This is a genomic window from Marinobacterium mangrovicola (assembly GCF_004339595.1).
Taxonomy (GTDB): domain Bacteria; phylum Pseudomonadota; class Gammaproteobacteria; order Pseudomonadales; family Balneatricaceae; genus Marinobacterium_D; species Marinobacterium_D mangrovicola.
On sequence record NZ_SMFU01000011.1, the window covers coordinates 80,382 to 106,609 of the forward strand.

The window sequence follows — 26,228 nt, forward strand, 5'->3', positions numbered from 1 at the left end:
GCCTCAGTTGAGCTCGGTAGACTTCAGGGGATCTCAGCTGAACAGAGACTTCATATCCACATCGGCTTTTTCCGCTTCGGTAAACTCCAGCAGGGTGGCGCCGGTGAAGCCCAGGCGGCGGGCGACGATAATATCCGGGAACTGTTCGATGCGGATGTTATAGAGATTCACCGACTCATTATAGAACTCACGGCGGTCGGCGATGGAGGATTCCAGCCCGCTGATGCGGCTGTGCAGATGCATGAAGGATTCGCTGGCGGTCAGTTCCGGGTAATCCTCTGCCACGGCAAACAGGTTGCCAAGGCCAAGGCGCAGCTGGCTTTCCGCCTGGCCCAGTGCCTTGATATCGCCGCGATCGCTGGCGCTGGCCACGGCCGAACGGGCCTTCATTACCGCTTCCAGGGTCTTCTGCTCATAGCCCATATGCTGCTTGCAGGTTTCCACCAGTTTGGGCAGCTCGTCATGGCGCTGTTTGAGCAGCACATCGATATTGGCGAAGGCTCGGGAGACGTTGTGCTTGAGCCGCACCAGGTGGTTATAGATGAAGATCGTGTAGATAACGATCAGTGCAACGATAACCAGAAGGGTAATCAGAACCGGATCCATCGACAGCTCCCTGCGCGTTTATTTTGCAGGGACTATAACCCAGGGAGGGGGGAGAGGCGAACCCCAGCCGACGGGCGGCAGGTGGCAGTATCACCGCCGCCGGCGACGGGGCGTCTAGACGTGCCCGCCCTCAATCATTTCGACAACCACTGTCTTGAGCAGGAAAGCGGCCAGACCCAGGCCGAGGGCAAAAAACAGTACCAGGGTGCCAAATTTGCCGGCTTTAGATTTCTTGGCCAGGTCATAAATGATGAAGAAGATGAAACCGGCGAAAATCACCAGGCCGATGTTCAGCATCAGGCTTTCTGCTTCGGCAAGACGCATTCAATAGCTCCAGGAGTGTTGGAAAGTTAGGAATTGAAGATCGAGGGGTGATCAAAAATTGCGCGAATTCTACTCTGCGAGGCTGGCTTAATAAACCTTGCAATTGTGTGTTTATTTGTTGTCCATATCAGCGCTATCGTCGTTAAGCACCAGGTCTCTCCAATCCGGTCCCAGGTTTTCCTCGATAAAGTCACGGATGAACTTCCTGACCATCTGCGAAGGCGTTACATCCTGCTCGGAACAGAGTTTTTCAAACACCGCCTTTTTATTCGGGTCGATCAGCAGAGTCAGGCGTGCGGTGCGTTTTTCCATGGTGAAGTCCTTTGGAACTGTCTATCGGGGGTCTCATTTAGACCATATGTTAATTTGATTAACATTGCATTTTAATCAAAGGCAACTGTAATGTTTATCCAATTTCCATAAAAAGTTAAAGGACTTCCCCGCGATGTCGTCCCGTCGAACCCGGTTGCACAGCCTCTCTTTTGCCAGCGCGTTGAGAGAAACGCTGTCCGGCAGGTATCAGGGACGGGATCTGATCGCCGATCTGGTCGCTGGCATTACCGTCGGTATCATCGCCATCCCGTTATCGATGGCGCTGGCGATTGCCAGTGGCGTGCGGCCGGAGAACGGCCTCTATACCGCGATCATTGCCGGTTTTCTGATTGCCCTGGCCGGCGGCTCCCGGTTCAGTGTGTCCGGTCCGACCGCGGCCTTTGTGGTCATTCTCTATCCCGTCTCCCAGCAATTTGGTCTTGCTGGCCTGTTGCTGGCATCAGTCATGGCGGGGCTAATTCTGATCGCCCTGGCGCTGGCACGACTGGGGCGGCTGATCGAGTACATCCCAGAGTCGGTCACCCTTGGCTTTACCGCCGGTATTGCTATCGTCATCGCTACGCTGCAATTGCCCGACCTGCTGGGCTTTTCCAGCGAAGGGCTGCCGTCGCATTACCTGGAAAAACTGCCCGAGCTGCTGCACAGGCTGCCGCAGTGGCATTGGGCCAATGCTCTGGTGGCGGGACTGACCCTGGCGGTGCTCATTCTCTGGCCACGTCTGCGGCTGCCGGTGCCGGGTCATCTGCCGGCACTGCTGGTGGGTACTGGGCTGGCGTACTGGCTGAATCAGCAGGGTGCCGGCATAGATACGATCGGCAGCCGCTTCTCCTTTCTGTTGCCGGATGGCTCGACGGGGCAGGGGATACCGCCGATGCTGCCGGCCTTCGAGTGGCCCTGGCTGCAAACGGGGCCGAATGGCGAGCCTTTTGAGCTGAGTTGGGCGACGGTGCAGGCGTTGCTGCCGGCAGCGTTCTCCATCGCCATGCTTGGAGCCATCGAATCACTCCTATGTGCGGTGGTGCTGGACGGCATGACTGGCAAACGCCACCACGCCAACGGTGAGCTGCTCGGTCAGGGGTTGGGTAACCTGGTGGCGCCTTTCTTTGGCGGCATTACCGCTACAGCCGCCATTGCGCGTTCGGCGGCTAACTATCGCGCAGGCGCGCGCTCGCCTTTTGCCAGTGCCATCCATGCTCTGGTGGTGCTGGCGGGCTTGCTGTTGCTGGCGCCGGCGCTGGCCTGGCTGCCGATGGCCAGCATGGCAGCACTGTTACTGATCGTGGCCTGGAATATGAGTGAGGCGGCCAAGGTGATGGCGCTGTTCCGGCGCGCGCCGCTGGGCGATATTCTGGTGCTGCTTACCTGTCTTTCGCTGACGGTGCTGTTCGATATGGTGATCGCCATTTCTACCGGGATCGTGTTGGCCTCGTTGCTGTTCATGCGCGATATCGCCGGGATGACCCGTGTGAACGATATCTCTGCCCAGCGTAAACATGTACCGGAAGCGCTGCCGGAGGGCTGGCGGGTGTTCAAGGTGACCGGGCCGCTGTTCTTCGCAGCGGCGGAGCGTGTGTTTGATGAGGTGGCGGAACTGGCCACGGATACGCGGGGGCTGGTGCTGTATATGGATGCGGTGCCGCTGCTGGATGCCGGCGGTCTGAGCGGATTCTCTCGTTTCAGAGCGGAATGCGAAGCGCGAGGAATAGAGCTGGTGGTGGCGGATCTGCAGTTTCAGCCTTTACGGGCGCTGGCCCGGGCTGGTATCCAGCCTCAGCAGGGCCGCCTGAGTTTTACCCCAACTCTGGCGGCCGCGCTTGAGTCAATTGCCCAGCGGGATCAGGCCTGAGCCCGCATCCGGGTATCCTCAGGCGGATAAAGTAGCTGGGAAAGGTTGCGCTCTGGGCCGCACAGATCAGCCAGGCTGTGTTTTGCCAGCTCTTTAAGAAAGGCTTCCTGGGCGTCGAACAGGATTCCCCTCAGCCCACACTGACCGACGATGGGGCAGCGCGGGTGTGCGCAGTTAACCGGCCGCAGTGTTTCTTCAGTGGCCTGGATCAGGTCGCGCAGGTTGATCTCCTCTGCGGACATGCCCAACCGGATGCCGCCGCCTTTGCCGCGGACGGTATCGATGAAACCCTCTTTCGCCAGGTGGTGAACGATCTTGATCAGGTGGTTGCGGGGAATATCGAAATGCTCCGACACCTGCGTAATTGTCACCCGCTCTCCTGCGGGTTGTATGCCGAGGAAGATCAGCGTGCGCAGGGCAAAATCCGTATATTTGGTCAGTTGCATGGTTCAATGCTCCAAGCTTTGGCGCGGAAGGTCCCGATGGCCTGATGGGAAGCCCCGATGGGAAGCCCCGATGGGAAGTCCCGATGGGCAGTCCAGATCGAAAGTCCCTATAGAAAGTCCCGATGTTTGCTGCAGCTTAAAGCAGCCAGGTCTGTAAAAACGCAAGAGGCAGGCCGGGGCCGAAGTCAGGGCTTCTGGGTATCCCTTCAGTATACCGGCGTCAGTTGTGGCCTTGTATCCGGGAGAACCGCATAACCTGGGGGAACGCCTGACCTGGATCAGGTTAATGTGAGTCAGTGCTGTCTGGGCAGTGCTGCGAAGGTGTAAATATTATGCATATTAAAGTTATGCATTCTAAAAGCCGGCGTTGTCGCACCTGTTGATCGGAGTTAGCTGATGCTTGTATCACCCCCTCAAGAGCCAAAGAACGCCTGGGCCCGGCTGTTCAGTAACGGTTTTCGGCCCCTGTTTCTTGCCTGCGCTGTTCAGGCGATTGTCATCATGCTGCTCTGGCTCGCCTACCTGGGCGGAGCCCTGCTGCCTGCGTCGCCACCCGGCTGGGGCCCAGTTGCCTGGCATGGTCACGAGATGCTGTTTGGCTTTGTCGGTGCGGCGGTGGGCGGCTTCCTGCTGGCAGCGGTGGCGAAATGGACCAGTCGACCGCCGGTTCAGGGCGCACCGCTGCTGGCGCTGACGCTGTTATGGATCGCCGGTCGGGCCTTGGTTTGGAGCGGTAACGGCTCGGTATGGCTGCTGACATTGGCCAACACCGGTTACTGGGTATTGCTGGCGACGCTGGTTGGACGAGAGGTGCTGATCAGCCGCAATAAACGCAACGGGGTAGTGATTCTGGCCCTGGCGGTGATGGCGGGGTTCAGCCTGCTGTTCCAGCTTGGCGCCATTGATCGTCTGCATCTGTTGGAATCCCAGGTGTTGCTGATGGCGCTGCTGATCTCGCTGATCGGTGGTCGCATCACGCCGGCGTTTACCCGCAACTGGTTGATACGCCAGCAGGCCGACAAGTCGAAGATGCCGGCAGGGTTTGGCTGGATAGATCGGCTCGCCGTAGGGTTCTCTCTGTTGGCGACGCTAGCCTGGGTGACCCAGGCGGCTCCTCCGGTATCTGGCGTGCTGCTAATAATGGCCGGTGGTCTACAGATCGCTCGTCTGCTGCGCTGGCGCGGGCTGACCAGCATCGCCGAACCGCTGCTGTTCGCGCTGCACCTGGGCTATCTCTGGGTGGGCATCGGCTTTGTACTGCTGGGCTTATCCTCGTTCACCGCCGCTGTGCCGGTAACGGCTGGAATCCACGCCCTGGCTGTGGGCGCCATGGGCGGCATGATCCTGGCCGTAGCGTCACGGGCAGCGTTGGGGCATACCAACCGTGAATTGAGAGCGGGCGTGCTGATGTCGTTGAGCTTTTTGGCCATTCACCTGGCCGCGTTGACCCGAATCCTCTCGGCCCTGCTACCGCAGTTTTCCCTGATGCTGATGATGCTCGCCGGCACCGCCTGGCTGATCGCTTTCGTGCTGTTTGCCGTTCGCTATGTGCCGATATTGATAGGGCCGGAGGAGAGCCTTTCCGATGCTCTCAAGCGCGAGAAAGCGAAATCTCAATCTTAGTGCAGCGGTGTGCTTTTCTGTGCCTTGAAAATGATGAGGTTGAATTTAGTGCTGACTCTCTGAGCGCACCAGTTTTCCCCTTCAGCGCAGCCGAGCATCGCAGACTGAAAGAGAAACAAGGGAAAGGCTGTCTGAGCCGCGCAGGGGCGACTTCCCTTAAGGTGAAGAGTCGATCCCGCTCTTTTAGACGAGAAGCACAGAGGAATCGGCGCAGCCGATCAAGTTGTCGGGGCGGTTCGAGCTAATCCCTACAACTGATTCGCCTTCCGATATTTCCCCTCATAATCAAACAACCGCTCCCGCACCCGCCAGTGGCTGTTCTGGCCCCGTCCCACCTTGCGGGCAATCACAAAGTCCGGCGCTCGAAAGCCCTCTGACTGGCTGACCACTTCATCGGCGGACTGAAACTTCTGTGGCTTGGCTCCGTCGCCAAAGCGTCTGCCAAACAGCCGGTTGAACACGCCGCGCTGGCCGTTATGGGTCAGATCGAAGCTTTCGCTCAGCTCTTCTCCCTGCTCGTCGTGATAGATGATCCTCAGCCGGCCGTTGGTGTTGCTGAAGCTGACACCGGCGCAGCGGATCACCAGCGCATCCTTTAGCTGCAGGGCGCGTTTGAGCAGATCATCCGGGTCCACCACCGCTTCGCCACACTGGTGGCAGTTGCGTGCGGCGATATCGTTCTCGGCGCCGCAGTGGGGGCACTCCTTGAAGCGGAACCGGTAATCGCACTGCTGTGGTGTTTCCCCCTCCATCTCAAGCAGGCCCTGGCAACGGCGGCCAAAGTGTTCGATCACCTGGCCCTCGGCATCGGTCTTGCCCCAGAAGATATTGGCGTGGCCGCAGCCGGGGCAGAACACCTGCACCGGCTCTGAGTTTGAATCGGGCCTGGGTTTACCCACCTCGGGGTGAAACAGATCAAAGCCGGAGCTGGCGTAATCGATAATCAGGCAGTCGGTTTTGCCCGGGCTCAGGCGCAGGCCGCGACCGACGATCTGCTGGAACAGGCTCACCGAGGCGGTGGGCCTCAGGATTGCGATCATATCCACATGGGGTGCATCGAAACCGGTGGTCAGCACCGCCACGTTAACCAGATAACGGATCTGTTTCTGTTTAAACGCCTGGATCAGTCGCTCGCGCTCATCGGACTCGGTATCACCGATAATCAGGGCAGATTCATCCTTCGGCAGGTAACCGATGATCTCCTGGGCGTGGCGCACAGTGGCGGCGAAGATCATCACGCCTTCGCGCTGGCCGCCAAACTCCATGATCTGCTCGCAGATCGCCCGGGTGACCCGTGGGTGCTTGGCGATCAGGCTGTTTAGCTCGGTCTCGTTATAGCTGCCGCTGTCGCTGGGCTGCAGGGATGAGAAGTCGTAGTGGGCGATCGCTGCGTCGATCAGTTTCGGCTCGGTAAGATAGCCCTGCTTGATCATAAAGGGTAGCGGCAGCTCGTAGATGCAGTGCTGGAACAGGCGTTCCTCTTCGGCGCGCACCATGCCGCGATGGTGGTATTGGTAGATCCAGCCGTAACCCAGGCGATAGGGGGTGGCGGTGAGCCCCAGTACCTTAAGTCCCGGATTCCGTTCTTTCAGGTGCGCAATAATCTGCTGGTACTGGGAGTTCTCGTCGTCGCTGACGCGGTGACACTCGTCGATGATCAACAGGGAAAACTGATCGTCGAAACTGTCCAGGTTGCGCGCCAGGGACTGCACACTGGCAAAAGTGACCTGGTGCTCGTTGTCCCGGCGTCCAAGCCCCGCGGAAAAGATGCCACCATCCATCCCCAGTGCGGTGTATTTGGCGTGGTTCTGCTCCACCAGTTCGCGCACATGGGCCAGCACCAGGATGCGGCGCCGCGCCAGTCGGGTCAGCTCGGCGATGACCAGGCTTTTGCCCGCGCCGGTGGGCAGCACGATCACCGCCGCCGCATCGCTTTTGCGAAAGTGGTTCAGCGTGGCGTCGACGGCGTCCTGTTGATAGGGGCGAAGGGTGTACATGGTAAAGCCTGATAGGGAAAGGCGCAGAGCCTATCAAAGCTGCTCCGGGATCGGAATCGCCGTCTTGTTGACGATGGTGCGCAGCACGAAGCTGGAGTGAGCACCGGTGACCCCCTCGATGCGGGTGATCTTGTTCAGCAGCAGGTCCTGGTACGCCTCCATATCGTGCACGATCACCTTGATCTGGTAATCCGCATCCTGGCCGGTAATCAGCAGGCACTCCAGCACCTCGGGGATGGCGCGCACGGTTTTGTCGAAGTTCTCAAAGCGCTCCGGCGTATGGCGGTCCATGGAGATATGCAGCAGTGCCATCAGGGTCAGCCCCATCTCTTTCGCATCGAGAATGGCGCGATAGCCGGTAATCAGGCCCGATTCCTCCAGCGCGCGCACCCGGCGCAGGCAGGGCGAGGGAGAGAGCCCCACGCGGTCGGCGAGCTCCTGATTACTGATGCGGCCTTCGGTCTGCAGAATCTCCAGAATGTGGCGGTCTTGTCGGTCGATACGCATACTCTGCCTTCAATTTTTTAAGTGTTGTTATTTATTGCTCATTTAATCCCACTAATTGGAATGATATTGCCAAATAAATCTATATCGGCGCAACTTTGCAATCATCTGCCCCTGCCTTTTCCGTAGACTATTCCTTATCGACTTACCAAGACGATGTTTACCGAAAGGTAGAGGTGTCGGGCCACCATCCAGGAGCGACACCCTTTTCGCCAACTCTCCCTACCCGGGTGACAAGGTGACGAGGCTTCACAAGAGCCGAGAGGAAACAGGCCCACAGACGGGCCCACAAGGACAGATAATCGAACTCATTCAGATACAAGGGATCATCCCATGACCGTTTTTAACCATCAGCGTTACCAGCCGGCTCCTGCCGTTAAATTGCAGAATCGCCAGTGGCCGGATCGTACTCTTACCCACGCACCGCGTTGGGCCAGTGTCGATCTCCGGGACGGTAACCAGGCGCTACTGGACCCGATGAGCGTGGCTCAGAAAAAGCGTCTCTGGGCTCTGCTGGTTAAGATCGGCCTGAAAGAGATCGAAGTTGGTTTCCCCTCCGCGAGCCAGCCGGACTACGACTTCGTACGTTGGTTGATCGAGGAGGACCAGATTCCCGAAGACGTGACCATCCAGGTATTGGTACAGGCGCGTAAAGAGCTGATCGACCGCACGTACCAGGCGCTGGAGGGCGTGAAGCACGCCATCGTGCACGTCTACAACTCCACCTCCACGGTGCAGCGTGAGCGCGTCTTCAATAAGGACTGCGACGGCATTACTGCCATCGCGGTGCAGGGCGCGAAGTGGGTGAAAGAGGGCGCCGAGGCATACCCTGACACCGAGTGGAAGTTCCAGTACTCGCCGGAAAGCTTTACCGGTACCGAGATCGACTACGCCGTTGAGGTGTGTGATGCGGTGATCGATGTGTGGCAGCCGACGCCGGAGCGCCCGTGCATTATCAACCTGCCGTCTACCGTGGAGAACACCACGCCGAACATCTTTGCCGACCAGATCGAGTACTTCTGTAACCGGGTCAGCAAGCGCGACAGCATCCAGGTATCGGTGCATACCCACAACGACCGCGGCTGTGCCGTGGCGGCGGCGGAGCTGGCGATGCTGGCAGGTGCCGACCGTGTTGAAGGTACCCTGATGGGTAACGGTGAGCGCACCGGCAATATGGATATCGTCACCATGGCGATGAACCTCTACAGCCAGGGTGTAGATCCAGAGCTGGATCTTTCCAACCCGGACGAGATGATTGCGGTCTACACCGAGTGCACCCAGATGCCGGTGCACCCGCGTCACCCCTGGGTGGGCGAGCTGGTTTACACCGCGTTCTCTGGCAGCCACCAGGATGCGATCCAGAAATGTCTGCACCGTCAGCAGCCGGATGAGCACTGGCAGGTGGCTTACCTGCCGATCGATCCGAGGGATATCGGTCGCAGCTACGAGGCGGTGATCCGCGTGAACAGCCAGTCCGGCAAGGGCGGCATGTCGTTCCTGCTGGAGCGTGACTACGGTATCCGCCTGCCGCGCTGGGTGCAGCTTGAGCTGTCCCCGTTGGTACAGAAGGCCAGCGAAGCCAAGGGCAAGGAGATTACCAGTGCCGAGATCTATCAGCTGTTCTGCGATAACTTCGTGGCAGACGCGGATCCGGTGCAGCTGAAGAGCTACCGCATCGAGAGCGAAGAGGGTGAACGCATCAGTGCTGAGGTGATCTTTAACGGTGAGGTACGCACCATCACCGGTGAGGGCGACGGTGCCATCTCGGCCTTCGCCGATGCCTGGCAGCGTGCCACCGGGGACTCGATCAACGTGGTTGACTACTCCGAGCACGCCTTGGGTGAGGGCTCCGATGCCGAAGCGATCACCTATGTGCAGCTTAATGCCGGTGGTGAGCGTGTGGTCGGTGTGGCTTTTGACCCCGACACCGTCAGTGCCTCGCTGAACGCGATTATCAGCGCCATGAATCGCTCTGCGGTGATTCGCGAGCACGCGGCCTGATTGTCTAACGCCAGAAACCAAAAACGCGCCGGTGATGGCGCGTTTTTTTGTGGCTGGCTCAGCCCCTGGCGATATAGCCGATCCGGTAATGCTGGACTTCACCTGCTAACGCTTCCTGGGGCTGATTAGCCAGTGTGACTTCTAGCCGACGCCAGTCGCTGTAGTCGTTGGCGATCAGCTGTGGCTTGTTGCTGGCCAGGGCGCTTTCGTAAGGAATAATCCTGCGGCTGGCGAACCCAGGGTTTTCCTCCCTGCCAAGCTCCGTTGCGTGCTCCACCAGCCAGACATCGACGCGGGGGCGACCGAACTGGGCGCTGAGTGCGGCAAACCCCTCGCTCTTCAGAAAGCGGTTGATCCCCTTAACGTTTCGCCAGAGATAGAGCGGTGCATACAGGTTAAGCTCACTGGCGCACTCCGGATCGTCCTTTCTGGCATAGAGGTAGAGTTTCATCGCCAGTCCCTCAAAGCCGTTCAGGCGGTGACCGTTATCGCGAATGCGCTGTTCGATCCGCTCCATATCGTAATCCGCCGGCAGGGTAAAGCTGTACTGTGTCGCCAGCATCAGGTTGTCTCCTCTGTCAGTGCCCGTCCTTCAGAAAAGGACCAGTCTTCCGCCTGGTTGAACTTAATCAGGATCATGACATCGGCCGTGTTGATGCCGAGCTCCCGGTTCAGACGGCCGCACAGGGTTTGGTAAAGCGCCTTTTTTTGCTGCGCGGTGCGTGGTCTGCCGGCGCTGATCTGGAATATCAGGCAGTTTTCGCTGCGACCAGAACTCAGGTAATCGGGCTCGAGCACTCTCATCCCCGGCGGGTATTCATCAAACAGCTGGAAGCAGTCACCGGGCGGCACGGCAAAAGTCTTCTCCAGGGTTTGCTGCAGAATCACTGAAACCTGATGGCGAAAGTCGGCGCTACGGCCTGCGGGCAGTGCAATACGTGTTAGGGGCATGCTGACTCCTTGGCCTGCTTGAATTCGGCCAGCCGGGTGAAGGCGCTGACGCTGCAAGGCCAGCCGCCATAAAACGCCAGATGAGTGATCGCAGCGGCTATCTCATCGATGCTCAGACCGTTGTCGAGCGCTCTCTGCAAATGAACGGGTTGCTGCTCAACGCGGTTGAGAACCGTCAGGGCAGCCAGGGTGATCAGGCTGCGCTCTCGCGGCGACAGGGTGGTTTCCTGCCAGACCTGGCCGAAGACGAGGTCGCGGGTTATCTCCACAAACTCCGGTGCCAGTGACTGGATCTGATCAAGCGGGTCTTCCGGTGGAAAGCTGGGCATCACTTTGCTCCTTGCTGAGGCTGCTGATTACTGGTGAAGCGGATGCCATTGTGGGATGATCTGTCGGTTCTGAATATCGAAAATATTGGTACCTATAATCCACTAATTCAGGACTATTGTTTGAAGACGATCAGCTTTGATCTGGATGCTCTGCGTACCTTTGTGCTGGGTATCGAGCTGGGCAGCTTCGCGCTGGCGGCGGAGCGGCTGCACCGATCTACTTCGGCGGCCAGCGCACAGTTGAAAAAACTGGAGCAGCAGTGCGATGTGGCGCTGGTGCGCAAGGTGGGTCGGCATCTGCAGCCGACGGATGCGGGTGAGGTGCTACTTGCCTATGCGCGGCGGCTGCTGGCGTTGAATGATGAAGCCGCCCAGGCGATCGGCGGTGCTCAGCTGCCGGGGCGTATCCGCTTCGGTATGCAGGAGGATTTCAGCGAAGCGTTGTTGCCGTCGGTGCTCGCCAGTTTCACCCGGGCGCATCCCCAGGTGCAGCTTAGCGCCAACGTGGCGCGCAACGCCGTGCTGCTGGATGGAATCCGTTCCGATGAGCTGGATCTGGCGCTTTGCTGGGCGGCGGGAGAATCGTCCGCTTACAGCGAGGTGCTGGCGCAGTTGCCGCTGCGCTGGGTCGGCCCAGCTGAAACGGAGTTGCAGCGGTCATTGCTGACCGGAGAGCCGCTGAAACTGGTGATGTTTGAGAAACCCTGCCTGATGCGTCAGTGGGCCACCGAAGCGCTGGATCGCGCCGGCATACCCTGGCAGGTCGTATTTGCCAGCCAGGGGCTGGGCGGAGTCTGGCAAGCGGTACAGGCGGGGCTTGGCGTCACCGTGCGCACTGATTTCGGTTTGCCCTCATCGCTATCGGTGATCAGTGATGGGTCTTTGCCGCCGCTGGGTGAGATAGGTATCAGGCTGGATCGCTCACGGGCGGAGCTTGGTGAGGTGGAGCAGAGGCTGTACGGAATCCTGAGAGAGCAGATTCAGCGTTATCTGGGTACTACAGCACTGGGTACTACAGCGGAGACGGGATCGATCTGAACGAAATGGGCATTGGGTGGGGTAAGCGTTTGAAGTAGGAGCGACGCCCTCATCGCGATCAACGCAAGCTTCGGATCATTTCCGTGCCAGCGTCAATCGGCGCGAGGGCGCGCCTCCTAGAGGCGAAATCAGTCTTCGCGGCTGGTCACTTCCAGCAGGTGGTAACCGAACTGGGTCTGAACCGGACCCTGAACTTCGTTGATCGGTGCGCTGAAAACGACTTTGTCGAAAGCCGGAACCATCTGACCCGGGCCGAAGCTGCCCAGCTCGCCACCCTGACGGCCTGACGGGCACTGGGAGTGTTCTTTCGCCAGAGCTGCGAAATCGGCGCCGTTTGCGATCTGATCTTTCAGTGCCTGGCATTCAGCTTCGGTACCGACGAGGATGTGACGTGCGCTTGCGCGTGCCATGGGTTTTCTCCCTAACAGGTTGTTTAAAAATTTAAGCATAGCTGTTTACTCAGCCGTTCAGCCAATTCGCCGCCCCGTCCCGGATAGAGCCGAGGCGTGTGAATCAGTGGTGGTGGCCGCCAACACCGTGAGCGTGACCGTGAGCGATCTCTTCATCGGTGGCTTCGCGGACATCGGTGACTTCGATATCGTAGGTCAGCGTTTTGCCGGCCAGCGGATGGTTGGTATCCACCAGCACCATCTTCAGACCCGGCTTGATCACGGTGACCTGACGCATGCCCTGGTCGGTCTGTACGACAGCGACCATGCCGGCCTGCCACTTGCGGGTGCCCTTAGGCAGGCCCTGCAGGTGTTTCAGCGGCACGCGCTGTTCTTGGCCTTCCTTGCGCTCGCCGTAGGCCTGTTCCGGCGTCAGGGTGATGTGCAGGGTATCGCCCTTGGCCTTGCCTTCCAGCGCTTCTTCCAGTGCCGGGATCATACCGCCGTGGCCGTGCAGATAGGCCAGCGGGTCAGAGCCGATGTTGGTTTCGATCTGGGTGTTATCGGCATCGGTCAGGGTGTAGTGAAACTGCACCACGGTGCCGTCAGTAATCTGTGTCATCGCGTGTACCTTGCGCCTGTTGCGAAACCGCGAAGTATCCGCATATCGACAAAGCTTGGCAAGGATTGAGCAGGATCTGAGATAATGGCGGCATGCGCCTCGATAAATTCATCTGCAAACACACCGACCTTTCACACCGTGACTCCCGCTGGGCCGTGGCCGCCGGGCGTGTCACCGTGGCCGATAGCCTGATCACCGATCCGCGAGCGGAGATCGACCGCTTCGTGCGTGTGACGCTGGACGGTCGGGTGCTGCAGGAGTGTCAGGCGCACTACATTATGCTGCACAAGCCGGCGGGTTACCTCAGCGCCACCAGTGATCCCGAGCACCCCACGGTGATGGAGCTGATGCCTGATCTGCTGCGCGAACAGCTGCATATCGGCGGCCGCCTGGATCGCGCCTCCACCGGCCTGCTGATTCTGACCAACGATGGTCTCTGGTCCCGTCGTCTCACCGAGCCGGGTAAGAAGCTGCCCAAGGTCTATCGTGTGACCACGGCTGAGCCCATAGCCGCCGATGCTGAGCAGCGCTTCGCCGAAGGGTTCTACTTTGCCACCGAGGATCTCACTACCACGCCTGCGCAGCTGGAGCGCCTGGGCGAGCGGGAGGCGCGGGTGACGATCTATGAGGGGCGCTATCACCAGATCAAGCGGATGTTTGCCCGTGTCGGTAATCGCGTGGTGGAACTGCATCGGGAAAAGATGGGGTTGATCGAGCTGGATCTGGCCCTGACTCCGGGAGAGTTCAGGGCACTGACGGAGGCAGAGGTCGCCTCCGTCTGATAGCTGGGCTATTCGGTTTAGCCGAACATCCAGGTGGTGGGATCTGGGTGAGCCTGGCGCTGTTCCAGGTACTTCATTCCCTTGACGCAGCGTACGATCAGCCAGATGAACCAGAACAGGAACACAAACCAGCCGATGATAAACACCGAGGTGATGGCGCCGATGAACATCATCAGAAAGCCGATCCAGAAGGTGCGGATCTGAAACCGGTAATGGCTGGCGGCAATAGCGTCGCTCTCGCCCTTGTTGATATAGGCCATGATCACACCGATGATGCCGGTAATACCGAACACCAGGCCAACCAGATAGAGGATATAAACCAGGCGTACACTGCTGGTATCAGTAGTTCCGGCTGCAGTCGGGGCTTGTTCTGTCATCACTTCTTCCTTGTTTAGTTTAGTAAAAATGCCTTGCTAAGTTGGGCATTGGTTGGGTTTTTAGTTGATTTCGGGATGAAACTCGGTCTTCAGGTAACCGAAATTTCGAGGGTTGAGCCGAACTAGCTCCGCCAGAGTTAACGAGCGGGCGCCCTCGGCTGAAAATTCGATGGATGAGTTTTCGGCAGTCATAAATCCGGTGAGATTCTCACAAGCATCGCTGTTCTCGAAAATAGCCTGAAGATTCTGTTCACAGTCGGACTGGAAGTCGGCCATGAATTCTTCCTGGCTTTCATCCTCGTTTTCAGCCTGGCCTCTGGCTATGTCGTAGCGTGTTCGTAGTTTAGTGGCGCGCTCCATGCTACCAAGATCTTCGATTGTGAGATCTAGTTCACGGATCCCGAGTTGACTGCCCAGTTGGGCGTATTGGGCCAGCAGGGACATCGGCGATGTCGCGGACAAGCTTGCAGGGGTAGTCATTGCTTGTAATTGCGATATAGGACCAGTGATGAGCTGGTGACCCTCGGCCTTGAACATTTCTGGTTGGGTTGTAGACCAGTTAAGTTCCAGCTCGTCGTCACCTAGCTCCCAGTCGAGTTTAACGTCAAATGGAAGTAGGGATTGTCGACCACTTGCGTTGGCTAATGTCATCAATTGGGATTGATCCAGTTGCTTTTTCAGTTCGTTGCGCTCGTAACCTTCATTGCTTATTGAGGGGACATCTACCTGGCCTAAGCTGATGGTTGCTTCTTCAGGAAACTCCTCTCCGTTAAATCCCTCCAGCACGAGCTCTTCGATATTAATCGCAATAAAGCGTCGACCACGCCCGTTTGAGGTGTCGTGGTTGACTTTGAGCCCCTCCAGTTTAATAGAGCCGCCTAGCGGACTGGCTGATAGTGAAGACCAGCTATAGCTGGAATCATTGATTCCTGCGCGAGACAGCGTGGATCTGATTTTGTCTTCAGCCAGGCTACCAGCATAAGTGCTTAGACCAAAGTATGCCCCACCAATGACGACAACAGTGGCGCCAGCGCCAGCAGCGATCATCTGCTGTAGCGAAAGTTTTTTCATAATATCCACCCTGTCAGTCAAGTTCGCCGCTGTTTAATTTATCGATGGTCGCCTGGGCTTTGAGGGGCGTCCACTCAAGGTCGTTTAACTGAGCCTGCATTACTGAAACAGGGTCGAAGTTTTCCAGACATTGCCGGTCATTACATGGCTTGGTTTGTGAGGCAGTAATCCGGGTCAGAGGAAGTCCATCTGAGTCTGCTCGTTTAGCATCCAGACTTACCATACCGGTAACTTGGTACCAGCCATTACTGAGCTGTTGGTCGCTGTTTAGCTGTGCGTGATACGGGAAGTCGATCTGCCAGATACCATCGTCTTCACCATCTATATGCACGATTTGGCGCCATTCGCGTTCGGCACCTTGGACAAGGCGGGTGTACTCACTACGATCTAGGAAGTCGTAATCAGTTTCGTGCACCCAGCTGTTACGGAGCTCTTGGGGAGGACGTTTGGCGATTTCTTCATAGTGTTGAAGATTATTCTGCTCGGTCCGGGCCAGCTCTTGAAGTTTCCGGATCTTCTGTTGGTGGGCCCGCTCTTTGGCTAAACGCTCCTCCCGCTCTAAGCGTTCCTGTTCTCGTTTAGCCGCTTGCGCCTCGCGATATTCTCTTTCGAATAGATGGTTCTTCGCTTGTTGTAGATTAAAGCTCCACAGGGGGCTGTTCCGTTTTCGCGAAAGTCGCACACTGTAGAGCAAATGGTCACTACTGACAGTTTCTCCCTTTAGTGCTTCTGCTATCGAAGTTAATGCGACAAAGGAAACGCGGCGAGTTTCTATACTGGTAGGCTTCGGCATTAAATCGATCCCTTGACGCACAAGCGGATCGATGAGCTTAACGTCCCTGAATAGAGCTTCGTTCTCGGTTAATGCCAGCAAATTAGCCCTTTTTAGGTTCCAGGCACCATTATTTGCTCTAGGAATCTCCAAAAGATAATGGACCTTAGCTGACTCATCAGAGCCGATATGTGCATATAGGTTACGTCCAGTGATCTTTTGAATTTCGAACTTAGGTTTGCCCCCAATGAAGGGAAGTCCGTAGCTGAACTCGGCCTCGATTGTGCCCAGGTTCTGACCATCTGTTCGCGAGATATGAAAGCTTCCTTCTCCTTCTATGAGTCCGAGAGGGTTGCACGTTAGATTACTGCTTGTGCCGCGAATGAATTCGGCATCTACTTTTAGGTCATAATTGGTGTTGAATATGCAGTTGTTTTGGTCCTTGATGGGGAGGCTGAAGCTCGTTTCTTTAATCGTTTCGATGCTTGATCGCGGTTGCCAGCCGTTGATTGCAAAACTAGGTTTTTGGCTCTCTGCCTGAATTGCTTTTTGTTTTTGAGCTGGCTCGTCTTCCGTTTCGGCCACATGACCGGCTTGATTCTCGGGTGTTGGAGGAGTTGTTTCATCTTTTTCGGCTCGAACATCAGCTACATCTTCTGAGCCCGACGAGAGTTGTTCTGGCTGGATTTTTTCTGCAACTGCTTGTTGCTGTGTAGAGTCATCACGCACGGCTGGTACGTTTTGTGGTGATGCAGGTACCGCTGGCTCAGAGGAGGCGTTAGGTGAAGCGGGCTCTGTACTTGCTATTGCGTCTGCAGGCTGATTTGTAGTCTGTTGTTTGGGGGTTACACCATAGCCTGTTGCGATGTTGAGTTGCCACTGGTCTGCCGCGTTAGCGGACCCTTCTGCGATGGATTCATTCGTGGGATTAACGCTTTGCCAGTTGGCATCCGTTGCTTGAGGGCATTCACGGCCGATCAGTACGCCAAGTTTAGGCATAATGTCGGTCACCGTTTTTGAATTGGTGGCCCCGTTTCCCTGAAACCGGAGAGATAGGGATTCGGAACACCAAGGCTGGTTATCCGGATGCTCAACGAAGATTTCCAGTTCCGCGGCCTTAGAGAAGGCGAGGCGGTGCTCGGCTGCTTCAGCCTGCGCGAACAGTGTGGTGGATATCGCCAGTGTTAAGATCGTTCGTTTCATATCGGTACCTGTCAGATCAGTTCCCACGCGCCGTCGGCCGCCTGGCACAGCTCAACTTGCTTGGATTCGTTAGTTTCACTCGCGCGGACGTCATATTGGACAGTGCGGCATTCGGTAGAGGCGGTAATCTGATCAGTGACGATTTCCATTGAGTCGAGGTCAAAGCCGCTTTGCTCAGCGTTTTCGCTGGATACGACCATTGCGTCTAGATCGGTAGCGGAATCATCGATGACCGCTGTGACGGGGCGGGTAAGGGGCGAGTAGATGTATCCGACTGCTACCCCCTTGCGACCTACAGCTATCCAGTCATTGTCTGTGCGGCCTAGAGCGGTGAAAGATGTGCCGGCTGCCAGAGAGCCTATACGGTCATAGGACGTCGCAGGGCCGCGGCGAATGTTTACGCCCTTGATTGCTTCGTAAGTAGCATTAACTAGCGTCAGTTGGTCGACATTGACGACCTTCGCGGTGCGCTTTAGTCCTGCTGACTGTTTACGGGTTTGAGTTGAAACCGGAGTAATCGTTGCGCTAGCGTCGCTATGATTAGATTTCCAGTGCTGGGCTTCGCCGTCTTTTGCTGTTAGCAGGGCTTTTTGGGTTTCTAGAGCGAGAGCTTGCCGGTCTCGTTCATCCAGATTTGCGCCGATCTGTTTGCCAAGCATGCCACCGGCAATAGCGCCGGCGATCATGGCTAAGCGTCGGCCATTACCCCCGCCGACCTGGCTGCCAACGAGTATGCCTACGCCCGAGCCAAGCACGGTACCGATATTTTCCTTGGAGAACAGGCTGTTTTGCTGCGACATCGTGCTACAGCCGGAAGCGGCTACAACCGATGCGAGGATGAGAACTGGCGTTTTACGTTTCATTCGACACTCCTTGTCGTTTGCTAGATACAAAGATGACTGGCCACGAGGATAGGCGCCCAGTTCTGCTATTCATCCTTGAATCAGCGGTCTGCTTACTTGTTTTTTAAGGTTTATGAGAGGCTACTTTCCTTATTTTTAAGTTCATCAATCTTATTTGAATTTTTGTATCAATTTGTACACTGTTTATTTTTGTGTCTTTCCAGGTTCTTGTATGCGGCTCGACATTCATCCCGTGAGGGTGGGTAAGACGCTTAGTGATATTCGATGAATCGGGTTTTGCTTTAAGTTTCAGTAGCCTGAGCGCTGCTAGCGGCCAGGTAATGAGTTGATTGGGTGGCGCAAGCGATGCAATTGATAAGGGAAAAGGCAGCCAGCACTTTTACGCGTGCAGACAGGTCGTTAACCTGGCTCAGTAGCTTGTCATTGATCTCTGAAGAAGGGGGGATCAATGCAGGTTTTGGCGGTGTAAAAAAAGATGAGGTGTTGAGTGAAGAGCACTTGAATCTTGAATTAGTGCTGTGAACTGCCAGATAAAAAAAAGGAAGCGCAATGATGAGTAACTGTCTATATAGCAAGTAAAACACTGTGACTTTCCTTGTGTCACGGCGGCCCTGAAGTGAGAGGGCGCCGAGTTAATCCTTCAACGTACATCGGTTGCGCATGGGCTCTGGCTATCTCTGCGAGAACCTGGTCATCATTGTTGTAATGAACCGCAGCACAACTTTGATTCCGTCTACCCTTCCTTAAAGCCTAAGGAAAAGAAACATGCTAAGTGACTCTAATCTGCACCACTAATTATTTTTAGTTTTGAGTCTTTCGACACATTACAGCCGTTGCTGCTTTTGTATCGGGCATCTCTAAAATAGCTAGTGTGTAGGTGAAAGAGGCTGACACATCATCCTAGCGCAGAGCCTCATCGACTTTCTCAAGCCTAAATTACGGGATCAGGCAGTGCTTGGTAAAGTCCGCCAGCTCGTTAGCGGTCCACTCCCCCTTGGGTTTTTCTTTCATATCAGCGCACCACTCTTCGCTGCCAACCTCGGGTGAGCAGGCGCTGAGTGCGAAAACAGCACTCAAAAGCAGGGCCAGGAATGAACTCTTTTTTACTCCTTTAAGCGTCGCTTTCATAACTGTCTTCCGTTTAGTGGCTTCCGGCGAAAATACTAGCGGATTGTATTTTGGCTGTCTTGTCCGGTTTGCCAGACCCTTGCCGCTGGTCGATCATGTGTAAGGTTTCTCAGACAAGAACGACAAAGCGGGAAAGGAGGTGGTATTTGAGTACGGAAGACAATGGCTTATCACCGGATGATATCAGTGAACTTCAGGCGCGGCTGGTCGCTGTGCGCCCGCGACTTCTCGCTTTTGCCCGGCTGCAGCTGTCGGATCAGGTTTACGCCGAGGACATGGTGCAGGAGACCCTGGCGTCTGCGCTGCAGTCGTTGCACCGCTTCAGGGGGCAGTCCCAGTTTGAAACCTGGGTGTTCGGCATACTGCGTCACAAGCTGGTGGATGCGATTCGTCGGCGTGGTCGGGATGTGGTGGCGGAATATGATTCCAACGAGCAGCCGGAGCTGGAAGAGATGTTTGACTCTCACGCCCACTGGGCGGTGGGGGCGAGACCCCAGTCATGGGTGCAGCCGGAGGAGTCCTGCGATAACGACCGCTTTTGGGAGGTGTTTGATATCTGCGTCTTTCATCTGCCGAAAAGCGGTGCCCAGGTGTTTACCCTGCGTGAACTGATGGGGCTGGAGACTGAAGAGATCTGCGACTGTCTGGAGATCAGCGAACAGAACTGCTGGGTCATCCTGCACCGGGCACGGCTTAAGCTACGCGCCTGTCTGGAGGCTGGTTGGTTCAGTAAAGAGGGCGATGACAGATGACGATGGCATGCAAGCGGGCAACAGAACTGATGTCGATAAAGATCGACCGGCCATTAACCCTGGGGGAGCGTGTCTCGTTGCGAACGCACCTGATGATGTGCAGCTACTGTCGTCGCTGTGAGCAGCAGCTGCAGATGCTGCGGCGTATAACCGGGCGACGGCGCGAGGATGAAAGCAGTGATAAAGAGGGGGAGTAACCGCGGGTTTTTAGCGCTGCGTCTCGGGTCCAATCTGAGGTCTATAGGACCAAGGTGTAACTTGTTTTAGCGCCGAGGGCGGTCCACGCTGTACTAGTAGCAAATGAAATAACAAACGGAATAACACATCGATAAAGTTCGAGTAGCCGCGGAGTTTGGCAAGCGAACAGTGGGTGCAACATGAAAGATCTGGATGGACAAAGAATCATCGAGAAGTCAGGTCTTGAGTATTTTAAGGCCGCTTCAACCTTCGGTGCATTAAGCGAAGAGGCGATTCTTTTCCTGCTGAGTAAAGGCAAGCTACAGGCGCTGGATAAAGGCGACAGAGTCTTCAAGTGCGGTGAAACAGCGGGTTTCTTTGTGGTCGTGTTGGAAGGCCGGCTGGGCTACTACCGCGAGATAGAGCAGGACAGGCTGCTGATGCGGGAGGTGGGCTTCGGTGAAGAGCTGGGTTACGTTTCGATGATTGGGCTGCTGCCGCGTCAGGGCTCCGCCAGTGCACTGGAACAGAGTGTTATTTTGCGTGTGGATACGGACCTGTTCTACCAGCTGCACCTGGATCTACCTTCGGACTTCGGTATCCTTATGTTGAACCTGTCCCGGGAATTGGCGCGCACCATCTGCGGTATTAATGACCGCTTTGTGGATGTGGCCACACACGGAATACCAAAAAGCCCGGCTTGATGACCGGGCTTTCTGTTTTGGGCTTTTAACGTCGATTATTAACCGCGGCTCTTATCCACGTTTTTAACCTCGTTTTTTTAACCACGGAAGTAGCGCTGCGGCACAAATGGGGTGCGGCTGACTTTCATCGGCAGGCGCTTGCCGCGCACTTCCGCGAAAATCTGTGTATCCAGAGCGCTGACCTCTTTGGCCACGTAACCCATGGCGATCGACAGACCGGCGCTGGGGCCGAAGGTACCGCTGGTTACTTCACCCACTTTGTTACCGTCCGCATCAAACAGCTCGGTGCCTTCACGCACCGGGGCGCGGCCTTCACCGATCAGGCCGACACGTTTGCGGGTGGCTGACTTTTCCTGCATCTGCTTGAGGATTATATCCGCACCCGGGAATCCGCCGGCGCGGGCGCCATCGGCACGACGTACCGGAGAGATCGCCCACAGCAGGCTTGCTTCCACCGGCGTGGTGCCGGTGTCGATATCGTGACCGTAGAGGCAGAGACCGGATTCCAGACGCAGTGAATCGCGGGCGCCAAGACCGATCGCTTCCACTTCATCCTGGGCCAGCAGCAGGCGGGTTAGTTCTTCGCACTGTGCCGCCGGGACAGAGATCTCAAAGCCATCTTCACCGGTGTAGCCGGAGCGGCTGACAAAACAGTTAATGCCGGCGATATCTACCACCAGGTTGTCCATGAACACCATGTTGGCCAGTTCCGGCTGAATGCGGATCATCACCTCGGCCGCTTTCGGGCCCTGAATGGCGATCAGCGCGTGGCTCTCCATCACTTCCAGTTCGGTGGACTCGCCCAGGTTGGCGCGCAGGTGAGCGATATCGGCGTCTTTGCACGCCGCGTTGACCACCAGGTAGTAGCCGTCGGTCATGCGGGTGATCATCAGATCATCGAGGATGCCGCCTTCAGCGTTGGTAAAGAAGGCATAACGCTGTTTGCCCACAGGCAGGTCGATAACGTCGACCGGTACCAGGCGTTCCAGCTCCGCACCGGCGTTCTCGCCCGTGATATAGACCTGGCCCATGTGGCTGACATCGAACAACCCGGCCGCTTCACGGGTATGCAGATGCTCTTTGCGCACGCCGCTGGGATATTGAACCGGCATCGCGTAACCGGCGAAGGGAACCATGCGGGCGCCAAGTTCTTCATGCAGCGCGAACAGGGGGGTATGCAGCAATGTCTCTTCCATTGGAAGCCTCTAAGTACTGGTTTGAAACAGGTGCTATGTTAACCAAAATTTCCGATAGGAAACAAATTTCCTTCACTTGATCTCGGCCCGTGGTTCCGCAGTGTTTTCTCTCTCGCTGCCCGATATGGAGCTTTAAGAGCCTAAATTTAAACGAGTAATTCTTCTCATCCTACCGATACCGCCGAAGGTTCCTCTACAGGCGGCTGTTTCCAATAGGAAATTTTTTTCTTGCTCCAGTGCGACACTGTTGATAGTCTGCCGCCCATCTGGCGCAACTGGTTTACACTGCATCGGGTGTGCGATGTTTTGCGTTGAGTTTAGTCAGAGAAAAGCCAGCCTGCTCTGCCAGGGTGCGGTTGCTTGCTTAGCAATCAGTGCTCAACAAGGGGAGCGGCGGACTTCTCGTTCACCAGGTCTTCGCCTGGCGTCAATGATCCCGGCCCTGTCATTAATGACGGGTACGGGCTAATGGCGTTGGCAGTTGATACTGAAGGCTGGGCTAAACTGCGCAGAGCTACGTAATAGAAAGGCGTGACACAAGCTCCGTAAGAGAGTCGTCCGCTGTTTTCGGTACCGATCCGGTGAACGGTAAAGCGCCACAATCCAAACGACCAAAAGATGGATAGCGAACAATGAGCGATCTTCCGACTGACCTGAAATATGCATCTTCCCACGAGTGGGTCCGCGACAACGGTGACGGCACTGTCACTGTCGGTATCAGCGACTTTGCCCAGGAACAACTGGGTGACGTGGTGTTTGTTGAGCTGCCGGAAGTAGGCCGCGAAGTGGAAGCGGGCGAAGAGTTCTCCGTGGTTGAGTCGGTCAAGGCTGCCTCTGATATCTACGCGCCAGTCGGTGGTGAAGTCATCGAAGCCAACGAGCAGCTCGAAGACAGCCCGGAGCTGATCAACGAAGGACCTTTCGGTGACGGCTGGATCTGCAAGATCCGTATGTCTGACGCTTCTGAGCTGGCCAAGCTGATGGATGCTGAAGCTTACGTCAAGGCTGTCAGCGAAGGCTGATACGCCGGATCACACCTCCACCGGGCGGCAGTTGTTGCCCGGTGCGACTATTATTCTTCAACTCTCGTCAACGTCAGAAAAAGGGCAGGCAAGATGGCAACAGAACTCCGCGGATTGAGTGAACTGGAAGGTCACGACGAATTTACCCAGCGTCACATCGGACCCGATGGGCAGGAAGAGCAGACCATGCTCGATACCCTGGGACTGAAATCCCTGGACGAGCTGATAGAGCAGGCGGTGCCAGCTTCTATCCGTCTTGATGACGCTCTGGCGATGCCGGAAGGTATCACCGAAGTTGAGGCTCTGGCCGAGCTCGAAGCGATCGCCTCCAAGAACAAGGTGAAGCGTTCGATGATCGGTATGGGCTACTACGGCACCCTGGTGCCGGGCGTGATTCAGCGCAACGTGCTGGAAAACCCGGCCTGGTACACAGCGTACACGCCTTACCAGCCCGAGATCGCCCAGGGTCGTCTGGAAGCACTGCTGAACTACCAGCAGATGGTGATGGACCTGACCGGTATGGCGCTGGCCAACGCCTCTCTGTTGGATGAAGCTACTGCCGCTGCCGAAGCGATGACCCTGTGCAAGCGCTCCAACCGCAAGAAGACTGACATCTTCTTCGTGGCTGACGATGTGCATCCGCAGACCATCGACGTAATCCGTACTCGCGCCGAATACTTCGGTTATGAAGTAGTGGTCGACAAGGCTGAAAAGCTGGAAGAGTACGACAGCTTCGGCGTGCTGCTGCAGTACCCGGGCACCCACGGCGATATTGCCGATGTGGAAAGCCTGATCGCCAAGGCGAAAGAGCAGAAGTCCATGGTCTGCATCGCGAGCGATCTGCTGGCGCTGGTACTTATGAAGTCACCGGGTGACCTGGGTGCCGACATCGTTTTCGGTTCAGCTCAGCGTTTCGGCGTGCCGATGGGCTTTGGTGGCCCGCACGCGGCGTTCTTCGCCACCTCTGACAAGCTCAAACGCTCCGTACCGGGCCGTATCATCGGTGTATCCGTTGACAGCCGCGGCAACCAGGCGCTGCGTATGGCTATGCAGACCCGCGAGCAGCATATCCGCCGCGAGAAAGCGACTTCCAACATCTGTACCGCCCAGGCACTGCTGGCCAACATGTCCTCCTTCTATGCCGTTTACCACGGCCCGGAAGGTTTGCGCCGCATCGCCGAGCGCGTACACCGTTTGACCACGATTCTGGCCAACGGCCTGCGTCAGGGCGGCCTGAAGTGCAACGACACCTTCTTCGATACCCTGACCATTCAGGAAGCCAACGCTGGCGAAGTGATCGAAGGCGCACTGGCGGCCGGTTACAACCTGCGTCTTGTAGGTGGTGAGCATATCGGTATCAGCCTGGATGAAACCACTACCCGCAAGGATGTGGAAAACCTGCTGGCGCTGCTGCTGGGTGGCGATCACGGCCTGTCTGTGGACGCGCTGGACGCCAGCATCGTTGACGGCGAAACCACCGGCCTGCCGGAAGCGCTGCGTCGCACCGATGCCATCCTGACTCACCCGGTCTTCAACAGCTACCACAGCGAAACCGAAATGTTGCGCTATCTGAAGAAGCTGGAAAACCGCGATTACTCCCTGGTGCACGGCATGATCCCGCTGGGTTCCTGCACCATGAAGCTGAACGCCACCTCCGAGATGGCGCCGATCACCTGGGCCGCGTTTGCCAACATGCATCCGTTCGCGCCGCATGATCAGACTGCAGGCTACCTGGAGATGATTCGTCAGCTCGAAGAGATGCTGGTTGAGATCACCGGATACGACGCGGTTTCCATGCAGCCGAACTCCGGCGCCCAGGGCGAATACGCAGGTCTCTTGGCGATCCGCAAATACCAGGAGTCGATCGGTGAAGGTCATCGTGATATCTGCCTGATCCCGTCTTCCGCTCACGGTACCAACCCGGCATCCGCCGCTATGATGGGCCTGAAGGTGGTGATCGTTGAGTGTGACGAGCAGGGCAACGTGGATGTGGCTGACCTGGCTGCCAAGGCTGAAGAGCACGCCGCCAACCTGTCTGCCCTGATGGTGACCTACCCGAGTACCCACGGTGTTTACGAGCAGGAGATCGTCGAGATCTGCCAGATCGTGCACAAGTTCGGTGGCCAGGTTTACATGGATGGCGCCAACATGAACGCCCAGGTCGGCATCTCCAAGCCGGGCGTGATTGGCTCTGACGTGTCTCACCTGAACCTGCACAAAACCTTCGCCATCCCGCATGGCGGTGGTGGTCCGGGCATGGGCCCAATCGGTGTGAAAGCGCACCTGGCGCCGTTCCTGCCGGGTCACAGCGTTACCCACGTGGCGGGCCAGAAGCAGAACAACGGTGCCGTAGCCGCTTCTCCGTACGGCTCCGGCGCGATCTTGCCGATCAGCTGGATGTACATCCGCATGCTCGGTAAGAACGGCCTCAAGCGCTCGACCCAGATGGCGATCCTGAACGCCAACTACCTGACCGAGAAGCTGTCGGCGCATTACCCGATCCTCTACCGCGGCAAGCACGACCGTGTCGCGCACGAGTGCATCGTCGATATCCGTCCGCTGAAAGAAGCGACTGGTGTCACCGAAGAGGATATCGCCAAGCGTCTGATGGACTACGGCTTCCACGCTCCGACCATGTCGTTCCCGGTACCGGGCACGCTGATGATCGAGCCGACCGAATCCGAGTCCAAGGCGGAGCTGGACCGCTTCATCGAAGCGATGGTCTGCATCCGTGGTGAGATCGCCCGCGTTGAAACCGGCGAATGGACCGCCGAGAACAGCCCGCTGCACCATGCACCGCACACCCTGGCCGATATCACCGGCGCCTGGGATCGTGTCTACAGCATTGCTGAAGCGGTGTTCCCGACCGACGCCAGCCGCGACAACAAGTTCTGGCCGAGCGTGAACCGTATCGATAATGTGTACGGGGATCGTAACCTGATCTGTTCTTGTCCTTCGGTGGATTCTTATCGCGAGGAGTGATCTTAGGGTTTAGTCCCTAGGAGACATGAAAACGCCCGGCTATTGTGCTGGGCGTTTTTGTTTGTGGTGGTGTTTTGTGCTTGGCAGCACTGGTTGGATGCAGGTTTCGCCTGCTGGCGAGTCAAGGATCTTGGACGGCCAAGATCCTTAACAATCCTAAGCCGCCCCGACAGCTTGATCGGCTTCGCCG

General features: G+C 56.9%; 28 protein-coding genes. 11 read left to right on the top strand and 17 right to left on the bottom strand.

The window, feature by feature from the left end; genetic code table 11:
* Positions 1–33: 33 nt before the first annotated feature.
* From CLV83_RS17425 to CLV83_RS17435, 3 genes are all read right to left on the bottom strand, one after another.
* Entirely contained in the window at positions 34–606 is a 573-nt protein-coding gene (locus CLV83_RS17425) for a LemA family protein (RefSeq protein WP_132295480.1), read from the bottom strand.
* Between the two features lie 114 nt (positions 607–720).
* On the bottom strand, positions 721–930 hold the full coding sequence (locus tag CLV83_RS17430; RefSeq protein WP_104004095.1) for a DUF2788 domain-containing protein: 210 nt from the start codon (positions 928–930) through the stop codon (positions 721–723).
* A 111-nt stretch (positions 931–1,041) separates the two neighbouring features.
* Entirely contained in the window at positions 1,042–1,242 is a 201-nt protein-coding gene (locus CLV83_RS17435) for a CopG family transcriptional regulator (protein ID WP_132295482.1), read from the bottom strand.
* Positions 1,243–1,375: 133 nt separating this feature from the next.
* On the opposite strand from CLV83_RS17435, the gene dauA reads away from it, so the two are divergent.
* Positions 1,376–3,109 (top strand): C4-dicarboxylic acid transporter DauA, encoded by a 1,734-nt coding sequence (gene dauA / locus CLV83_RS17440; protein ID WP_132295485.1) that lies wholly within the window; start codon positions 1,376–1,378, stop codon positions 3,107–3,109.
* Here the strand turns inward: dauA and CLV83_RS17445 are convergent.
* Positions 3,100–3,555 (bottom strand): Rrf2 family transcriptional regulator, encoded by a 456-nt coding sequence (locus tag CLV83_RS17445; RefSeq protein ID WP_104004092.1) that lies wholly within the window; start codon positions 3,553–3,555, stop codon positions 3,100–3,102. The two genes, dauA and CLV83_RS17445, sit on opposite strands and share 10 nt — an antisense overlap.
* 396 nt (positions 3,556–3,951) lie before the next feature.
* Between CLV83_RS17445 and CLV83_RS17450 the strand changes: the two genes are divergently transcribed.
* Entirely contained in the window at positions 3,952–5,178 is a 1,227-nt protein-coding gene (locus CLV83_RS17450) for an NnrS family protein (RefSeq protein ID WP_132295487.1), read from the top strand.
* Between the two features lie 248 nt (positions 5,179–5,426).
* Here CLV83_RS17450 and radD read toward each other — a convergent pair whose 3' ends face one another.
* Positions 5,427–7,175, bottom strand: a complete 1,749-nt coding sequence (gene radD / locus CLV83_RS17455; RefSeq protein WP_132295489.1) for a DNA repair helicase RadD — start codon at positions 7,173–7,175, stop codon at positions 5,427–5,429.
* Positions 7,176–7,208: 33 nt separating this feature from the next.
* Complete coding sequence (locus CLV83_RS17460) at positions 7,209–7,682, bottom strand: Lrp/AsnC family transcriptional regulator (protein WP_132295491.1); 474 nt, start codon at positions 7,680–7,682, stop codon at positions 7,209–7,211.
* Between the two features lie 330 nt (positions 7,683–8,012).
* Between CLV83_RS17460 and leuA the strand changes: the two genes are divergently transcribed.
* Positions 8,013–9,680 carry a 2-isopropylmalate synthase gene (leuA, locus tag CLV83_RS17465; protein WP_132295493.1) on the top strand — a complete coding sequence of 556 codons (1,668 nt, stop codon included), beginning with the start codon at positions 8,013–8,015 and terminating at the stop codon, positions 9,678–9,680.
* A gap of 58 nt (positions 9,681–9,738) precedes the next feature.
* On the opposite strand, the gene CLV83_RS17470 is transcribed toward leuA, so the two are convergent.
* From CLV83_RS17470 to CLV83_RS17480, 3 genes are read right to left on the bottom strand one after another with little or no spacing between them, the layout of a single operon-like run.
* Positions 9,739–10,242: a DUF4865 family protein gene (locus CLV83_RS17470; RefSeq protein WP_132295495.1), complete on the bottom strand. Its 504-nt coding sequence runs from the start codon at positions 10,240–10,242 to the stop codon at positions 9,739–9,741.
* A complete protein-coding gene (locus CLV83_RS17475) occupies positions 10,242–10,631 on the bottom strand; it encodes a tautomerase family protein (protein ID WP_132295497.1) in 390 nt (129 codons plus the stop codon). The genes CLV83_RS17470 and CLV83_RS17475 overlap by 1 nt, the downstream gene beginning before the upstream one ends.
* On the bottom strand, positions 10,622–10,960 hold the full coding sequence (locus tag CLV83_RS17480) for a carboxymuconolactone decarboxylase family protein (RefSeq protein ID WP_132295500.1): 339 nt from the start codon (positions 10,958–10,960) through the stop codon (positions 10,622–10,624). The genes CLV83_RS17475 and CLV83_RS17480 overlap by 10 nt, the downstream gene beginning before the upstream one ends.
* 120 nt (positions 10,961–11,080) lie before the next feature.
* Here CLV83_RS17480 and CLV83_RS17485 point away from each other — a divergent pair, with 120 nt between their 5' ends.
* A complete protein-coding gene (locus CLV83_RS17485; RefSeq protein ID WP_132295503.1) occupies positions 11,081–11,998 on the top strand; it encodes a LysR substrate-binding domain-containing protein in 918 nt (305 codons plus the stop codon).
* A gap of 128 nt (positions 11,999–12,126) precedes the next feature.
* Here CLV83_RS17485 and CLV83_RS17490 read toward each other — a convergent pair whose 3' ends face one another.
* The gene (locus tag CLV83_RS17490) at positions 12,127–12,408 is read right to left on the bottom strand and encodes a peptidylprolyl isomerase (RefSeq protein WP_104004084.1); all 282 of its coding nucleotides are present in this window, start codon (positions 12,406–12,408) and stop codon (positions 12,127–12,129) included.
* 103 nt (positions 12,409–12,511) lie between these two features.
* Positions 12,512–13,009 (bottom strand): FKBP-type peptidyl-prolyl cis-trans isomerase, encoded by a 498-nt coding sequence (locus tag CLV83_RS17495; RefSeq protein WP_132295506.1) that lies wholly within the window; start codon positions 13,007–13,009, stop codon positions 12,512–12,514.
* Between the two features lie 92 nt (positions 13,010–13,101).
* On the opposite strand from CLV83_RS17495, the gene CLV83_RS17500 reads away from it, so the two are divergent.
* A complete protein-coding gene (locus CLV83_RS17500) occupies positions 13,102–13,791 on the top strand; it encodes a pseudouridine synthase (RefSeq protein ID WP_132295509.1) in 690 nt (229 codons plus the stop codon).
* A gap of 17 nt (positions 13,792–13,808) precedes the next feature.
* Here CLV83_RS17500 and CLV83_RS17505 read toward each other — a convergent pair whose 3' ends face one another.
* Genes CLV83_RS17505 through CLV83_RS17520 form a run of 4 tightly spaced genes read right to left on the bottom strand, consistent with a single transcriptional unit; the run spans position 13,809 to position 18,077 of the window.
* Complete coding sequence (locus tag CLV83_RS17505; RefSeq protein WP_132295512.1) at positions 13,809–14,168, bottom strand: DUF4870 family protein; 360 nt, start codon at positions 14,166–14,168, stop codon at positions 13,809–13,811.
* 60 nt (positions 14,169–14,228) lie between these two features.
* Positions 14,229–15,239 carry a hypothetical protein gene (locus CLV83_RS17510; protein ID WP_132295515.1) on the bottom strand — a complete coding sequence of 337 codons (1,011 nt, stop codon included), beginning with the start codon at positions 15,237–15,239 and terminating at the stop codon, positions 14,229–14,231.
* A gap of 13 nt (positions 15,240–15,252) precedes the next feature.
* Positions 15,253–17,214, bottom strand: coding sequence for a hypothetical protein (locus CLV83_RS17515; protein ID WP_132295518.1), 1,962 nt, complete (start codon positions 17,212–17,214; stop codon positions 15,253–15,255).
* An 11-nt stretch (positions 17,215–17,225) separates the two neighbouring features.
* The gene (locus CLV83_RS17520; RefSeq protein ID WP_132295521.1) at positions 17,226–18,077 is read right to left on the bottom strand and encodes an SH3 domain-containing protein; all 852 of its coding nucleotides are present in this window, start codon (positions 18,075–18,077) and stop codon (positions 17,226–17,228) included.
* A 333-nt stretch (positions 18,078–18,410) separates the two neighbouring features.
* On the opposite strand from CLV83_RS17520, the gene CLV83_RS17525 reads away from it, so the two are divergent.
* Positions 18,411–18,599, top strand: coding sequence for a hypothetical protein (locus CLV83_RS17525; RefSeq protein ID WP_132295524.1), 189 nt, complete (start codon positions 18,411–18,413; stop codon positions 18,597–18,599).
* Between the two features lie 414 nt (positions 18,600–19,013).
* On the opposite strand, the gene CLV83_RS17530 is transcribed toward CLV83_RS17525, so the two are convergent.
* Positions 19,014–19,205 (bottom strand): DUF3012 domain-containing protein, encoded by a 192-nt coding sequence (locus CLV83_RS17530; protein ID WP_132295527.1) that lies wholly within the window; start codon positions 19,203–19,205, stop codon positions 19,014–19,016.
* Positions 19,206–19,351: 146 nt separating this feature from the next.
* Between CLV83_RS17530 and CLV83_RS17535 the strand changes: the two genes are divergently transcribed.
* The 3 genes from CLV83_RS17535 (at position 19,352) to CLV83_RS17545 (ending at position 20,838) form a co-directional block, all read left to right on the top strand.
* Positions 19,352–19,957 carry a sigma-70 family RNA polymerase sigma factor gene (locus CLV83_RS17535; protein ID WP_243642427.1) on the top strand — a complete coding sequence of 202 codons (606 nt, stop codon included), beginning with the start codon at positions 19,352–19,354 and terminating at the stop codon, positions 19,955–19,957.
* Entirely contained in the window at positions 19,954–20,154 is a 201-nt protein-coding gene (locus tag CLV83_RS17540; RefSeq protein WP_132295533.1) for a zf-HC2 domain-containing protein, read from the top strand. Before CLV83_RS17535 ends, CLV83_RS17540 begins: the two co-directional genes overlap by 4 nt.
* Before the next feature lie 180 nt (positions 20,155–20,334).
* Complete coding sequence (locus CLV83_RS17545; RefSeq protein WP_132295536.1) at positions 20,335–20,838, top strand: Crp/Fnr family transcriptional regulator; 504 nt, start codon at positions 20,335–20,337, stop codon at positions 20,836–20,838.
* Between the two features lie 77 nt (positions 20,839–20,915).
* On the opposite strand, the gene gcvT is transcribed toward CLV83_RS17545, so the two are convergent.
* A complete protein-coding gene (gene gcvT, locus CLV83_RS17550) occupies positions 20,916–22,034 on the bottom strand; it encodes a glycine cleavage system aminomethyltransferase GcvT (protein WP_132295538.1) in 1,119 nt (372 codons plus the stop codon).
* Between the two features lie 632 nt (positions 22,035–22,666).
* Here gcvT and gcvH point away from each other — a divergent pair.
* Positions 22,667–23,056 (top strand): glycine cleavage system protein GcvH, encoded by a 390-nt coding sequence (gcvH, locus tag CLV83_RS17555; protein ID WP_132295540.1) that lies wholly within the window; start codon positions 22,667–22,669, stop codon positions 23,054–23,056.
* A 93-nt stretch (positions 23,057–23,149) separates the two neighbouring features.
* Positions 23,150–26,038 (top strand): aminomethyl-transferring glycine dehydrogenase, encoded by a 2,889-nt coding sequence (gene gcvP, locus CLV83_RS17560; protein ID WP_132295542.1) that lies wholly within the window; start codon positions 23,150–23,152, stop codon positions 26,036–26,038.
* Positions 26,039–26,228: the final 190 nt, after the last annotated feature.

Bases quoted from the DNA above. Each gene is read 5' to 3' on its own strand.
- gcvH (WP_132295540.1), top strand. From the start codon at position 22,667: ATGAGCGATCTTCCGACTGACCTGAAATATGCATCTTCCCACGAGTGG.
- dauA (WP_132295485.1), top strand. From the start codon at position 1,376: ATGTCGTCCCGTCGAACCCGGTTGCACAGCCTCTCTTTTGCCAGCGCG.
- gcvP (WP_132295542.1), top strand. From the start codon at position 23,150: ATGGCAACAGAACTCCGCGGATTGAGTGAACTGGAAGGTCACGACGAA.
- leuA (WP_132295493.1), top strand. From the start codon at position 8,013: ATGACCGTTTTTAACCATCAGCGTTACCAGCCGGCTCCTGCCGTTAAA.
- gcvT (WP_132295538.1), bottom strand. From the start codon at position 22,034: ATGGAAGAGACATTGCTGCATACCCCCCTGTTCGCGCTGCATGAAGAA.
- CLV83_RS17515 (WP_132295518.1), bottom strand. From the start codon at position 17,214: ATGAAACGAACGATCTTAACACTGGCGATATCCACCACACTGTTCGCG.
- CLV83_RS17500 (WP_132295509.1), top strand. From the start codon at position 13,102: ATGCGCCTCGATAAATTCATCTGCAAACACACCGACCTTTCACACCGT.
- CLV83_RS17425 (WP_132295480.1), bottom strand. From the start codon at position 606: ATGGATCCGGTTCTGATTACCCTTCTGGTTATCGTTGCACTGATCGTT.
- CLV83_RS17530 (WP_132295527.1), bottom strand. From the start codon at position 19,205: ATGAAAGCGACGCTTAAAGGAGTAAAAAAGAGTTCATTCCTGGCCCTG.
- CLV83_RS17480 (WP_132295500.1), bottom strand. From the start codon at position 10,960: ATGCCCAGCTTTCCACCGGAAGACCCGCTTGATCAGATCCAGTCACTG.
- CLV83_RS17495 (WP_132295506.1), bottom strand. From the start codon at position 13,009: ATGACACAGATTACTGACGGCACCGTGGTGCAGTTTCACTACACCCTG.
- CLV83_RS17540 (WP_132295533.1), top strand. From the start codon at position 19,954: ATGACGATGGCATGCAAGCGGGCAACAGAACTGATGTCGATAAAGATC.
- CLV83_RS17545 (WP_132295536.1), top strand. From the start codon at position 20,335: ATGAAAGATCTGGATGGACAAAGAATCATCGAGAAGTCAGGTCTTGAG.
- CLV83_RS17510 (WP_132295515.1), bottom strand. From the start codon at position 15,239: ATGAAAAAACTTTCGCTACAGCAGATGATCGCTGCTGGCGCTGGCGCC.
- radD (WP_132295489.1), bottom strand. From the start codon at position 7,175: ATGTACACCCTTCGCCCCTATCAACAGGACGCCGTCGACGCCACGCTG.
- CLV83_RS17430 (WP_104004095.1), bottom strand. From the start codon at position 930: ATGCGTCTTGCCGAAGCAGAAAGCCTGATGCTGAACATCGGCCTGGTG.
- CLV83_RS17505 (WP_132295512.1), bottom strand. From the start codon at position 14,168: ATGACAGAACAAGCCCCGACTGCAGCCGGAACTACTGATACCAGCAGT.
- CLV83_RS17460 (WP_132295491.1), bottom strand. From the start codon at position 7,682: ATGCGTATCGACCGACAAGACCGCCACATTCTGGAGATTCTGCAGACC.
- CLV83_RS17435 (WP_132295482.1), bottom strand. From the start codon at position 1,242: ATGGAAAAACGCACCGCACGCCTGACTCTGCTGATCGACCCGAATAAA.
- CLV83_RS17490 (WP_104004084.1), bottom strand. From the start codon at position 12,408: ATGGCACGCGCAAGCGCACGTCACATCCTCGTCGGTACCGAAGCTGAA.
- CLV83_RS17450 (WP_132295487.1), top strand. From the start codon at position 3,952: ATGCTTGTATCACCCCCTCAAGAGCCAAAGAACGCCTGGGCCCGGCTG.
- CLV83_RS17520 (WP_132295521.1), bottom strand. From the start codon at position 18,077: ATGAAACGTAAAACGCCAGTTCTCATCCTCGCATCGGTTGTAGCCGCT.
- CLV83_RS17475 (WP_132295497.1), bottom strand. From the start codon at position 10,631: ATGCCCCTAACACGTATTGCACTGCCCGCAGGCCGTAGCGCCGACTTT.
- CLV83_RS17470 (WP_132295495.1), bottom strand. From the start codon at position 10,242: ATGCTGGCGACACAGTACAGCTTTACCCTGCCGGCGGATTACGATATG.
- CLV83_RS17445 (WP_104004092.1), bottom strand. From the start codon at position 3,555: ATGCAACTGACCAAATATACGGATTTTGCCCTGCGCACGCTGATCTTC.